This window comes from Hydrogenobaculum sp. 3684, assembly GCF_000213785.1.
GTDB lineage: Bacteria > Aquificota > Aquificia > Aquificales > Aquificaceae > Hydrogenobaculum.
In genome coordinates, this window is the sequence record NC_015557.1 from 1,223,060 (window position 1) to 1,235,618 (window position 12,559).

Sequence of the window (12,559 nt, forward strand, 5' to 3'; positions counted from 1 at the left end):
TAAAATGATAAATTAACCTCATAGCTAAAATTATTATCTTATCAAAAACCCCTACATTATGTTAAAATATTTATAAATATGTATTTATGCATGCAATTTTTGAAGGGGTAGTCAGATGAGCGATAATGAATTTGATAACGATGCTATATATAAGAACTATAAAAGCCCGAGACTTGTCAATAATTTTGTGTCTCATAACAAAATCTCCTGTTGAATATTTGTAAAACTTCATATGAGGACCCTTTTAATGCAGGAACTGGCTTACTCCACTTATTGTTCTTTAAAATATCTCTCTGGACAAGGATATTTATTTCAAGAATCTCAGCAGATTGGAAATAGCCTCCTAAGTTTATCCTTGCTTTTTCAATCATGCTATTTATACTCTCTACGGGATTGGTAGTATAAATATGCTTTCTTAGATTTTCTGGATATTTCAAGAAGCATAAGTACCTTTCTTTGTTAGCTTGTATCCTTTTTATGAAGCTTGGATAAATAGACTTAAATCTCTCACACAGTGCTCCAAACTTCTCTAAACCATCTTCAAAATCTAAGCTATTGTTCTTGATATTCTTTAACTCTTTCTTAAAGAACTGAGCATCTTGCTTACTCATCTGAGCTGTTACATTTCTCTGAAGATGTATGAAGCACAATTGATGGTCTGTATCTGGAAAAAATTTTTCAATGGCGTTAGCAATACCAGGGAAATCATCGCTTACTATAATCATTACTCTTTTAACTCCTCTTTCTGTTAGGTCGTTGAAAACCTTTAGCCAATCTGCTCTGTTCTCGTTATTAAAGAAAGTAGAGTGCTTTAGCATATTTCCAATAAGTTTTTGCTTAAAAGACAACCTACTCACGAAGTAAGAAATGTCTATGACACACTAGAACCCAAGTATATCTTTGTTTCCTTGAAGGTCTATGCCAAGAGCAATATAAACAGCTGATTTCCTTACTTTACCCTTCTCTCTTATTTCACAATGATAGGCATCTATATAGAGCGATGGTATCGCATTTCACTTCGTGGGTTTATTAAAGAACAGGCACTGGTAGTGTAAGAAATGCTACGCACGCTAGAGGATAGCTATGTCTGATGGTAATTCTCTGGTTTTGAAATCGTTTAACCTTTCAAGAAGATCTTGCTTAATTATCTTCATATGTTGTTTGGAGTAATCAAGACCCAAGCTATTTAAGGTAGACTCTATCTTACTTTCAGAGTATCCATTGGCCACAAGGCTCATTAGAAGATTTACGTAGAGCGATGGTATCGCATTTTACTTCAGGGGTTGACAAGGGAACAGGCACTGGTAGTGTAAGAAATGCTACGCACACTAATCTTCATTGACTCTTCTATAGGGCTCTGGTAAAGCTTTAGGCCTAAATCTTCCTTTTCTATCTCTCGGAACATTTAAGTCTATCTTAAAAGATCCTGCGTTTAAAGTTCTTCCATAGTATCCGTTAGCTTTGTTGTCTTCTTTTTCGCTTAAGAATATCTTTCTTTCAGACTTCATAAGCGTTTCCATAACTAACTCAATGAACTCCTTTACACCAAGCTTCTGGTAGTTGTTGATGTCTTTACCAAGATAATCTTCTATTAGGCTTTCTAAAGAAGCTTTTAACTTCCCTATTCTTTCTTCTTCTTTCATAAACAAAACCTCCTAAAATTTGATAAAGTGTTTAAGTTTAAGACACATAAATATTTTAACTCCCAGTAATAGCAAACCCAAAAGCTGCTATTGAGCATGCTGATGATATAGTAAATAGCTGGTTAGAGCTTGGTTATATAACTGAGGGAAATAAAGAAGCTGTGAAAAGTGCTATAGTAGATAGCTATGGTGTTAAGGACGGTGTTATACCAGAGAAGGCTAAGTTAAAAGCTGTAAGAGATAGTTCTTTGTTTGCCATGAATTTTATAATCACTGCTAGATGCTTTGGCTTTGAAACGCATCCGATGGAAGGTTTTAATGATAAAAAATTGAGAGATTTTATAAAGCTTCCAGATTATAAGATAATCACCATGGTAATAGCCATAGGCTATAAAGATCAAAGCAGAAAACTCTTACCAAGGGCTTTTAGATATTCTTTTGAAGATTTTGTAAAGCTTTTATAGCTTTTAATAGTATATTTATACTTCCATAAAATCTCCAAAAAATAAATAACTCATGTTTTTACCAGAGGTTTTTGATACATACAATGCTCTATCGGCTTTTTTAAACAAGGTTTCTTTTGTATCGTTTTTACCAAACTCAGCTACGCCAAGGCTAACGGTGGTTTTTATAGTTTTGTCCTTGTAAGTGAAGTCTGTAGTTTCTACTATTTTCCTTAGTTTTTCTGAAACAACATACGCTCCAAATATATCTATCTGTTTTAGTATAATGGCAAACTCTTCCCCACCTATCCTACAAAAAATATCTTCTTGTCTTATGTTGGCTTTCACGAGCTCCGATATACGTTTTAGTATCAAATCCCCAGCGTCGTGTCCGTATGCGTCGTTTATTTTTTTAAAATCGTCTATATCAAATATTATTAGAGAAAAAGGGGCCGTTTTAGTTCTTCTTGAATATCGTATATTGTAGCTATGTTTAGCATGTTTGCTTGATGAATGATTACCGATGTTATTAATTTTGCTTGTATGTAAAAAAAATTGCAATGCCCCGCAAAAGGGGCATATTTATTTGATTAGCTTAATAGGTAAATGTTGTGCTGAACTTTTGACCACCTATCTCATGTAATACAAGAGTATATTGACCATGTGTTAAATTTAGATTTTGTGGAAGCGGTAAGGTGATTATCGCCTTAGCACCTAATCTCATACCAAGAGCGTATTGATTTATCTTAGCTTTGTTTATGTATATATTTTTTATGCTTGAAGGTGGTAAAGAGGTTATCGCTTTTTGATCCCAGGTATAAATTACTTTACCATCTTTTATAAGATCTATTTTTGGTATCCAAGCCATAGCAGCAGAACTTCCACTTATTCTATAGGCTTCAAAAACGAGGTTTCCATTTTGTATGTGTGCATTGGATACTTTTACATCGAGGACTTTGCCAAAGTTGTGAAGTTTACCCCATACACCCCCTTGGAAATATTGGTTCGTACCCATCGTGACAAATAAAGCAAAAAGAGCGCCAACTATAGCGATTTTGTTAAAAGCGGGGTTATCAAAAATTGGACCACTACCAAGCCATTTAAACCATCCGCTCTCTTTAAGCTTTGGATATTTGTTCATCAAAAGACAGTCTACACTTAAAACACCGCTTCCGGCAAAAAATAACGTGAGTCCCATTGCAACACCCGTAGAGCCTATTTGCCACTCATCAAGGCATGTGGCACCTTGCCAACCTGCTCCTAAGAGCATTCCAAGGGGTAAAAGCGTCCCACCAATAGCGCTAAGCCTTGATAAAAGTCCAAGAGCTATGCCTAAACCAGTAAGAAATTCTATTATAGTAAATACCCATAGAAAACTAGCCAGAAGATCTGGATGAAGCACTAAGTATCTAACAAAATCATGAAGCCATAGTATATTTGATGCGTGAGGCAAAAAGGAATTGAATTTATGCCCTACCCACAAAGGCGAGTTTGGATCCAGCTTTCCACTGGCTAAAACCACCCTTCTCAATGGTGCAGATATATACATCCAAGCGTATACCAGTCTTACTGGTAAAACTACAAACGCAAGTAGCTGTAATATATCTATGTTACTATTTGAAACACTTTTAGATGAATAACCGCTGACACTTTCCATAAGCTTACACCTCCTATCAAGTGATATATTTAAATATAAATAACGCTGTATAAAAAAACATAATCTTTGTTTATGATATTGTAAACTAAAATTTTTCATAAAGTTTGATATTTTATATTTTTTTCAAAAATATGAGTTAAAATATTTGTATGGATGTCTTGGAAAGAGATAAAGCTATATTGAAATCGTGGTTAGGAAGAAAGAAAGGGGAGAATGTCTCTTTAGAGAACTTTAGGAACCTTGTATTGGCGCTTTTAGTAAGACCTAAGACCTCCGATTATAGGGAAGCCATCGTATATATAGCAAAGGATATAGGCATTAAAGATGCTGATATGATAAGCACGGAAGAGCTAGAAGATATAATCTTTAGAAATAAAGATCTTATGCTGATGGCAAAGCCAAAACATATACCCATAAAAGATTTTTTCTGGCTTGCCATGGGTGGTATCGTGATATCTGTGGCGGTATCTTTTTGGACTTTTACCATCGGGACGTTTAGTAGACCTGTAAATCATTTAGCCTGGGCTTTGGCTAGTCTAGTGATAAGCATAATAGGTCTTGTGCTCATTTATATAGGTTATAAAAAACTTCCAAAGGATAGAAGGTCAAAGGATGAAGTAGAAGTAAAGAGCGTGGAAGATCTTGTTTACGCTTTTGTTAGAATATATGAAATAAAACACCCTTGATAAATGCGCAAATTTTTATTGATTTTTTTAACGTTCTTATCCTTTGTAAGTTTTGGCTTTTCTTATGATTTTGATAAAGAGCTTAATCTTTTCTCAAAAGCCCTAAAACTTGTTAAAAAAGATCCATCTGAAGCTAAAGCTCTTGTAAAGAAAGTAATATCTTACAACGATCCTATTACAAAAAGCGATGCACTGGTGGTATATGCTTACCTTTCGAAAGATTCTAACAACCTTCAGCATATACTTGACCAAGTGGATACTCATTGTCTTACAAGGGGTTTTGTATACCAGTATTATAGGCTTTTAGCAAAAATAAATAAAGATATTATGGCTAAAAAACCTTGCTTTTTTCCTGATAAGAAGAATGAGCTTATGGGAAATGAGTCTGCTATAGAAAACGCTTTAAAAGGAGGGTGTTATTATCTTGCCTATCTTATATCCCAAAACAGCAATTCAGCACCAGCTATTGTAGCTAAATTTTATCATTATCTTTTTATAGACAATTTTGCCAAAGCAAGCCAAGAGCTATCAAGGTTAAAACCATATTCTAATTATCAACACTTGAAGGATTTTTATGTAAACTATGTTTATAGATATTTGTTTTTTAAAGATAAACCAAGAGCTCTTATAAACTATGTCAGCTATGTACCAGATGGTTTTTATAAATATTTTTATGAAGGGATATCTTATTTTGAGCTTGGAGATTATCAAAACGCTTCCAGGGCTTTTAAAAAAGCCTCCTATTACGATAAAACAGGAGCATCTTATTATTGGCTTTATAAAAGCACTAAAAACAAAAGATATTTAGAAAAAGCTTCAAGATATGATAGTTTTTACGGGACTTTGGCAAAGCTAAAACTTCATAAACCTATATACGCAAAATTTTTAAGATGTCCTTCTTATAAGCCAGATAAGAGGGTGTTAGAATTTAAACGTATTATGGATTATGGGTTTAACGGCTACCTTTACAGCTATTACAAAGATAAACATTTTAACGAAAAACAGATGTGTGAAATTTTTCATATAAACCCGAAGTTTTACATGATAAGAAAAGGCTATTGGGACGCTTATCCTATAGTGTTTTTGAAATATATACCAAAAGATACCATGAGCCCAAGCTTGGTGCTTTCTATTATAAGGATGGAAAGCTTTTACAACCCCATAGCGAGAACTTATTGGGCTTTTCCAGATAAAAAACCCACCACCGTTGGGCTTATGCAAGTAAAAGATACTACCGGTATGTTTGTGGCAAAAAGGTTTAATCTTCCTTTTGTAGATGATATGAAAAGCCCAAAATACTCTATACTTTATGGAAGCTATTACCTTTATTTTGTTTACAACCTTTGGCACAAAAACCTTGTAAAAGCTATAGCATCTTACAACGCAGGACCTGGAAACGTATCAAGATACAAAGATTTTGATGATTGGCTTTTGTTTGTAGAGCACATACCAAACACCATAAATAGACACTATGTAAAAAACGTGTTAAACTTTTACTGGCATTATAAATATGCTTTTAATAAATAAATCATCTTTTCATAAACTTATTTAGCTGTTGTTGTACAATTCTTCCAAAGGCCACCGGCAAACTGTTTATAGAGTTTACTATAAGCGTATTCTTACCGAAAACCTCCTTTATGGATTCTCCAGCTTTTCCTACGCTTATAGCCACTATAGGTATTTCTAGTTTTATTAAATTTACGTAGGAGCTTAGCTCTTCTTTTTTCATGCCTTTTGTGGGTTCTCCATCTGAAAACAGCACAAATACACCCCTTTTGTGGGTTTTTCTTTGAAAGTCATCTATATGCCTTCTTTCCTCTTCAATGGCAAGGCCTAAGTTTGTGCTTTTTTGAGGTAATATGTTTAATATGTTAGCTATAACTTGCTTATAAGGGGTTTTGTAATCTTTTAATATAAAATATTCTTCGTTGAAAAGGCTTATAGAAAAATCAAGTTTTAAATCGCTTAAAACCTCGCTTATAAGTATTAGGCTTTTAATGGCATTTATAAGCTTATCTTCTTTTCTCATGCTTGAAGATATGTCTAGTAAAAACGAAAAAAACACCGGTATTTCGTTTCCGGCTATCCTTCTTTGGAAAATACGACCACTTTTTGATGCTATCTCTGTGGCAAGGGCTGTTTTGTTTATATGCTTTCCGGTGTAGTATTTTCCTTCAAATAAACTATCCTCTGTGGGAAATAGTTTTGATATATTTCTTTTTAAAATCTCAGATACCACTATTATAGAGTTTCTTATTTCGTTGTAAGCTTTGCTTTGATCTTTTCCAAGAGAAGAAGATCCATTACCGTCGTTGTTTTTAGAATCGGATCTCCCGGATTTTGAAGAACTCCCTGAGGCCATGCTCTCTTCCCAGGGTTTTATGATAAAACTTAAAAATCCCCTGTGCTCTATCTCCGCTTCAAGGACTTTGGGTAGAAACTCTCTAAAGAATATAGCGTCTTGCTCTATCATCTCCATCCTTACTATTTGTCTTGCGTAGGCCACCATCCAATCTGGTATTTGTTTTAGTATAGCTTTTGATTTATCTACGATGACTTTGTCTATGAGGTTTGCTTTTTTTAGACTTTCAAAAAAGCTTATTTGCTCTGTGTTTAATTTCCCTACTATATCTGTGGTGATTCTACCAGAGTGTTTATCAAGCTCTTTTAATATGAGTTCTATAAGTCTTATATCTTGGGATAGCTCCACCAGTTGCCTATATCTTGGCCATACGGATTCCATCAGGATGTTGTAGGCTTCTGGTATATCTTTTAAAGCCTCGTCAAAGCTATTTCTTGTATCGTTTGCATGTTTTTTTATGTCGTTTGGTATATCAAATTGCTCTTGGTAAAAGCTTTTATAAATATAAGCAAGGTATAGATGGTGTGGATACTTTGGTTTTATACGGTTTAATCTTTCGTTGAATCTTTTTCTGTCAAAAGCCCCAAAACCAACCTCTTTATCAAGCCTTATGTTTTCAAAAACAGCGTAAAGACATACAAACGATGTGGGATCATACCCTGCTCTAAAAACTTCCCTTTGGCCGTTTCTAAAGTTAAATAGGTTTGTGCTAATTATATATCTTATCTCATGTCCAATATCAGACAGTGCTTGCTCTTGAGAAACCCTTAAAAACTCTGAAGCGTTGTAAACAACACCCGCTGGTATTCTTATGATTTGAGGTATATCTTCTATCTCCCCCTTTGCCCACATATCCACCATGGATACATATTTTGGATCGTATCCACAGCCCCAACCTTCTTGAGAATGTTTTACCTCTATGTCGTACTCTCTTTCTAATATAGAATCTAATTGGTCAAACTTGTTCATTTTTTACAAGGTTTTGTTTGCTGTAGCAATGTAAATATGGTTTCCCCAAGCGTTGATATGGAGTTTTTATCTTTTATATCTTTAGAATGCATATACTTATCTATCACTTCCTCTAAAGCTTTTAAAAGCTTAAAACGCTGGCAGTTATCCTTTAAGTTTGGCATGTTTAAAAGAAGGTGCTCTCTAAAACCATCTATGTTTTGGCACAGGACATATTCCAAATTTCCGTTTGATTTTGCACTCATTATTATTATGTTTATGTTTTTGGCAAAGTTCATCTTTAGATCTAAAAGTGATTTATCAAAAGGACTAGACTTTAGTTCGTCAAAAAATGATTCCAAACAAGAGACCAACATAGAACAAGAGTCCTTCATAGACACACTCCAATTTAAGATAGTTTATATAAGATAATCTATTTCTACGGAAAAATCAAGTTTTAATGTTTTAAGTTTTTATACTTTTAGCAAATTCCACTATTGCTTTTATAGTGTTTTCAGATAGCGATGCAAGCTCGTAGCTTTGCTTTAAATTTTACTACGTTATATCATTCCGCTCAGTATCTTAGGTATATTTTTTATAAGCTCTTTCCAACCCCATCTGTATAAATCTTTGTAGGTTTTTTCTCCTTTTAAAAGCTCAAAAAACATATATAGGGCTTTGTCTTGAGATAGTTTAAAAGATAACTCTTGTATGTTGTAGACTATGGAAGCGATTTTACCAGCGTAAACGAGATCTTCTAATATTGTATTTTTTACAAACCTTTCATACAAAGAATGGGCATCTTTTCTGGCAAGTTTTATGGCTCTTGCGCAAAGGCCCCCACTTAAGTATGCATACCTTATGCCCTCTCCCAGCAATGGATCTACTATAGCCCCAGCGTCTCCTGTTAAAAATACCCTATCTCTTCCAAGTCTTAACTCTTGGGCTTTTGAGATAAAAGGTATAAACCAAGATTTTATGCGGTGTTTTGATATATCAATAGGAAATAGCTTATGGTTTTTTGTATAAGCTTTAAAAATGTTTAAAAGATCTTCTTTTTCAGCGGTGGCTATACCTATATTTACAAACTCCCCTTGGGGGAAATACCATCCGTAGCCTTTTTTTACAACGCCTATGTCTATCAAAACCTCATCTTCTTTAAAATTTTTTAAATCATCTTTTGGGACTTTTACCTCCATAGCTATAAAAAACTTTCTTGATGCACTTTTACAGGCTATAGATTTTCTTGTAACAGAGTGATAACCATCTGCTCCTATCACATAATCGGCTTCAAATACTCCTTTGTCGGTGATGACTTTTCTTACGGTGGGGGTTAGTTCTATATCTTTTACAGTGATCTCTTCTAAAAGATGGGCTCCTTTTTCTTGGGCTTTTGATATTAAAAAATGATCAAACTCTTTTCTATCTACTATAACAGCGCATTCATCGGAAACTTTTTCTACAAACTCTTGGCCTTTGAAGCCCAGTATCCCTCCTTTTATGCTGTTTTTTATATTAAAAGCTGGAAACAAATCTACGGACCTTTTTGATATGCAACCAGCACATAGCTTTGGTCTTGGGTATTTGGCTTTTTCAATTACTAGGACTTTTGCGCCAGCATCCGCAAGCTCGTAAGATGCACCAGCTCCAGCAGGACCACCGCCTATAACTATAACGTCGTATCGCTCCATCAATCTTCCTTAGATATTACAAAATCGATTTTTGGCATGGATTTGGTTTTATTTTTTTGGTCAAAAGATGTCTTATGTAATCCTTTGCGCTTTGAAGTCTTTTTAGTACCGCCTCTTCTTTGTCTTTTTCTAAAACGCTTATAGATATCAACACATTTTTACCATCTTCGCTTAAGAGTACACCGTTTACCGTTACAAAACCTGGGATGTTTTCTATGTCTTTTAATAGTATGTTTGCTACTTCTTTTTCGATGGTTCTTTTTAGCATATCTTTTTGTTTGTTCATTTGGAATCCTCTTCTATTTTGATGTTGTAAGCTTTTATCTTACGGTATAAATTTGTAAAATCCATACCTATGGCTTGAGCTGTTTGTTTTATATTGTAGTTGTACTGGGCAAGCTTTTTTAGTATAAACTGCTTTTCAAACTCTTGTTTTGCGCTTTTAAAATCCTGAGACTCTTTGTTTTTGATTTTTATCTCAAGAGAATCAGCGTCTATCGTATCTTTTTCTACTATTATGCTTAGTCTTTCCATTAGATTTTTTAGCTCTCTTACGTTTCCGGGCCAGTGGTATTCTAAAAGTACTTCTTTTGCCTCTTCTGTTAATTTTTTTGGTTTTGTTTTGTTCTCTTGGCAAAACTTGTCTAAGAAATATTCTGCTAAGATTATTACGTCCTGTCCTCTTTCTCTTAAAGGTGGTACTTCTAGTGTTATAACTGCAAGCCTATAATAAAGGTCTTCTCTAAAAAGCCCTTGTTCTATAAGTGTTTTTAGATCTTTGTTGGAAGCGCATATAAACCTTACATCCACATCTATTTTTTGAAGCCCCCCAAGCCGGTGAAAGCTTTTTGTCTCTATAGCCCTTAAGAGTTTTGCCTGGGCTTTTAAACTCATATCCCCTATTTCATCTAAAAATATCGTTCCTTCGTTTGCTATTTCAAGTTTTCCAGCTTTTCTTGACACCGCCCCAGTAAAAGCTCCCTTTTCGTATCCAAAAAGCTCAGATTCTATAAGCTCATCTGGTATTGCAGCACAGTTTATATCCACAAAGGGTTTGTCTTTTCTATAAGATAGTTTGTGGATGTTTTTTGCCACAAGCTCTTTACCGGTGCCATTTTCTCCAAATATTACGATGTTTGCATTTGATTTTGCTACCTTTTTTATCTCTTCTTTTAGTTTTTTTATAGCTGATGATTCTCCTATGATGTCATCACTTTGTTCTATGTTGGTGAGTTTGTTTTTTATGTGTTCTTTGTGGGCTTTTTCTATAACGTTTAAAAGCTTTTCAATAGATAGAGGTTTTTCTAAAAAATCAAAAGCCCCCTTTTTTATAGACTGAACTGCAAGCTCTATACCGCCATGACCTGTTATCATCACTATGGAAGAGTTTGGAGATAACTCTTTTATGGTATCTATAAAATCTATACCAGAGCCATCTTCAAGCCATATGTCAAGAAGTATCACCGGAAAGTACTCTTTTGTAAGGATCTTTTTTGCCTCTTCCAAGGACTTTGCGGTTTTTGAGCTTATATTTTCATCGCTTAGTATATTTGATATAGACTCTCTTATGGAAGCCTCGTCGTCTATTATAAGCACCTTCATTGCTCTATCTCTATAGATTCTATACTAAAATAAGGCTTTAACGTTTCTAAAAACTCCATCAAATCATTAATTTGATACCCTGTAGTTAGTATTTCAAGGGTTTTTTTGTCATAGGGTCTTGTCCTTGTAAGACCAAGCCTATTTGGTGCCCCTGTTATGATGGCATCTAATATAAGAAGCTCCCCTTCTTTTGAAAGATGTATCACCACTTTCATATCACTTTTTATCATGGTTTATTTTCTTTTCATAGTGAAGTATCTTTGCCGGTTTAAAGACTTCTAAAATTTTCTCTACTTCTTCTGGATACTCTTGATCCTTAGAGTTTTCAGCTTTTATATCCTCAGTTTTTTGGCTTTTAGAATCTATAGGTTCATTTGGTGTTTTTTTTTCAGCGGATTTTGTGGGCAAATCTAAACCTTCTTTTAAAAGCTCTGAAATGGGCACAAAATCTTTTATCAAAGAAGCTTTTAGCACTGTTATCTCAAGAGCAAGGATTGGATCTTTTTGATACATGGCGCTAAAACCTTGATTTATGATATCTTCAAGGTATAAAAATACTTCTAAGGGTTTTTCTAACATTTTTTTGTAAAACTCTTCTTCGGCTTCTCCGGTGGCAAAAGCTTTTAGTATGTTTTTTATCTCTTTGTAAACTCCTTCCCAGAAAAGCCTTACGTTGTAGCCTTTTTCGTTTATGGTATTTAACATATTTATAGCTTCTTTTGTGTCTGATTCTATTAAAAGCTCCAAAAACTTTCTTATAGATGCTTTATCCACCGGTCCAAACATAGATTTTACTATGTCTATGGTTACTTTGTTGTTGCCGTATGTGCTAGCTTGATCTAAAAGACTAGCGGCATCTCTCATAGAATCATCTGCTAAATCTGATAAAACATCCAAAGCCTCTTCGTCTATTTCGATGTTTTCTTGGGTGGCTATTCGTCTTAGGTATGTTTTTATGTTTTCTTTTGAAGCTCTTGAAAACACAAGCTTTTGACATCTTGATTGAATGGTGGGAAGTATCTTGTCAAACTCTGTGGTACAAAGGATAAATATCAAAGAAGGTGGTGGTTCTTCTATGGTTTTTAAAAGTGCATTAAAAGCTTCTTTTGTAAGCATATGAGCTTCATCTATGATATAAACTTTATATTTGCCTTGCATCGGTAGATAGCTTGCCCCTTCTTTTACGGCTCTTATTTCATCTATACCTCTGTTGGAAGCGGCATCCATCTCTATAAGGTCTACAAATGTACCTTTTTCTATAGCTTGGCAGTTTGGACAAGCGTTGCAAGGTTCTCCCTCTTGGGGATTTAGGCAGTTTAAGACTTTTGCAAATATCCTTGCGGTGGTGGTTTTACCTGTCCCTTTGTGTCCTGCAAATATATAAGCGTGATGTATTTTTTGGTATAAAAATGCGTTTTTTAATATGGTAGCTGGTATCTCTTGACCTATTAGCTCTTTAAACGTTTTTGGTCTGTACTTTCTAGCAAAAGGTATATAACTCATCCTATATATTTTAAATTATTTTGC

14 protein-coding genes and 1 pseudogene are annotated in these 12,559 nt (G+C 34.4%); 3 read left to right on the forward strand and 12 right to left on the reverse strand.

Going from position 1 to position 12,559, the window contains the following annotated elements:
• Positions 1–176: 176 nt before the first annotated feature.
• From HYD3684_RS08455 to HYD3684_RS08465, 3 genes and pseudogenes are all read right to left on the reverse strand, one after another.
• Positions 177–1,007: pseudogene (locus HYD3684_RS08455) on the reverse strand (transposase).
• 63 nt (positions 1,008–1,070) lie between these two features.
• Positions 1,071–1,238: a hypothetical protein gene (locus tag HYD3684_RS08460; RefSeq protein ID WP_237698591.1), complete on the reverse strand. Its 168-nt coding sequence runs from the start codon at positions 1,236–1,238 to the stop codon at positions 1,071–1,073.
• Positions 1,239–1,328: 90 nt separating this feature from the next.
• Positions 1,329–1,643, reverse strand: coding sequence for a transposase (locus HYD3684_RS08465; protein ID WP_041112963.1), 315 nt, complete (start codon positions 1,641–1,643; stop codon positions 1,329–1,331).
• Positions 1,644–1,804: 161 nt separating this feature from the next.
• On the opposite strand from HYD3684_RS08465, the gene HYD3684_RS06575 reads away from it, so the two are divergent.
• Positions 1,805–2,107 (forward strand): nitroreductase family protein, encoded by a 303-nt coding sequence (locus HYD3684_RS06575; protein WP_237698592.1) that lies wholly within the window; start codon positions 1,805–1,807, stop codon positions 2,105–2,107.
• Positions 2,108–2,122: 15 nt separating this feature from the next.
• Here HYD3684_RS06575 and HYD3684_RS06580 read toward each other — a convergent pair whose 3' ends face one another.
• Together HYD3684_RS06580 and HYD3684_RS06585 are read right to left on the reverse strand one after the other, a co-directional pair.
• The gene (locus HYD3684_RS06580) at positions 2,123–2,647 is read right to left on the reverse strand and encodes a GGDEF domain-containing protein (protein ID WP_015419891.1); all 525 of its coding nucleotides are present in this window, start codon (positions 2,645–2,647) and stop codon (positions 2,123–2,125) included.
• Between the two features lie 34 nt (positions 2,648–2,681).
• Positions 2,682–3,743: a TQO small subunit DoxD gene (locus HYD3684_RS06585; RefSeq protein WP_015419892.1), complete on the reverse strand. Its 1,062-nt coding sequence runs from the start codon at positions 3,741–3,743 to the stop codon at positions 2,682–2,684.
• A gap of 149 nt (positions 3,744–3,892) precedes the next feature.
• Here HYD3684_RS06585 and HYD3684_RS06590 point away from each other — a divergent pair, with 149 nt between their 5' ends.
• Together HYD3684_RS06590 and HYD3684_RS06595 are read left to right on the forward strand one after the other, a co-directional pair.
• Positions 3,893–4,429: a hypothetical protein gene (locus HYD3684_RS06590; protein ID WP_015419893.1), complete on the forward strand. Its 537-nt coding sequence runs from the start codon at positions 3,893–3,895 to the stop codon at positions 4,427–4,429.
• A 3-nt stretch (positions 4,430–4,432) separates the two neighbouring features.
• Positions 4,433–5,956 carry a transglycosylase SLT domain-containing protein gene (locus HYD3684_RS06595; protein WP_015419894.1) on the forward strand — a complete coding sequence of 508 codons (1,524 nt, stop codon included), beginning with the start codon at positions 4,433–4,435 and terminating at the stop codon, positions 5,954–5,956.
• 1 nt (position 5,957) lies between these two features.
• Here HYD3684_RS06595 and HYD3684_RS06600 read toward each other — a convergent pair whose 3' ends face one another.
• From HYD3684_RS06600 to dnaX, 7 genes are all read right to left on the reverse strand, one after another.
• Positions 5,958–7,760, reverse strand: coding sequence for a vWA domain-containing protein (locus HYD3684_RS06600; protein WP_015419895.1), 1,803 nt, complete (start codon positions 7,758–7,760; stop codon positions 5,958–5,960).
• Entirely contained in the window at positions 7,757–8,134 is a 378-nt protein-coding gene (locus HYD3684_RS06605) for a hypothetical protein (RefSeq protein ID WP_015419896.1), read from the reverse strand. The genes HYD3684_RS06600 and HYD3684_RS06605 overlap by 4 nt, the downstream gene beginning before the upstream one ends.
• A gap of 165 nt (positions 8,135–8,299) precedes the next feature.
• Positions 8,300–9,430, reverse strand: a complete 1,131-nt coding sequence (locus HYD3684_RS06610) for a geranylgeranyl reductase family protein (RefSeq protein ID WP_015419897.1) — start codon at positions 9,428–9,430, stop codon at positions 8,300–8,302.
• Between the two features lie 16 nt (positions 9,431–9,446).
• Complete coding sequence (locus HYD3684_RS06615; protein WP_238524024.1) at positions 9,447–9,716, reverse strand: ribosome-binding factor A; 270 nt, start codon at positions 9,714–9,716, stop codon at positions 9,447–9,449.
• Positions 9,713–11,032, reverse strand: a complete 1,320-nt coding sequence (locus HYD3684_RS06620) for a sigma-54 dependent transcriptional regulator (protein ID WP_015419899.1) — start codon at positions 11,030–11,032, stop codon at positions 9,713–9,715. The genes HYD3684_RS06615 and HYD3684_RS06620 overlap by 4 nt, the downstream gene beginning before the upstream one ends.
• A complete protein-coding gene (locus tag HYD3684_RS06625; protein WP_012514374.1) occupies positions 11,029–11,262 on the reverse strand; it encodes a hypothetical protein in 234 nt (77 codons plus the stop codon). The genes HYD3684_RS06620 and HYD3684_RS06625 overlap by 4 nt, the downstream gene beginning before the upstream one ends.
• Positions 11,249–12,535, reverse strand: a complete 1,287-nt coding sequence (gene dnaX / locus HYD3684_RS06630) for a DNA polymerase III subunit gamma/tau (RefSeq protein ID WP_015471365.1) — start codon at positions 12,533–12,535, stop codon at positions 11,249–11,251. The genes HYD3684_RS06625 and dnaX overlap by 14 nt, the downstream gene beginning before the upstream one ends.
• Positions 12,536–12,559: the final 24 nt, after the last annotated feature.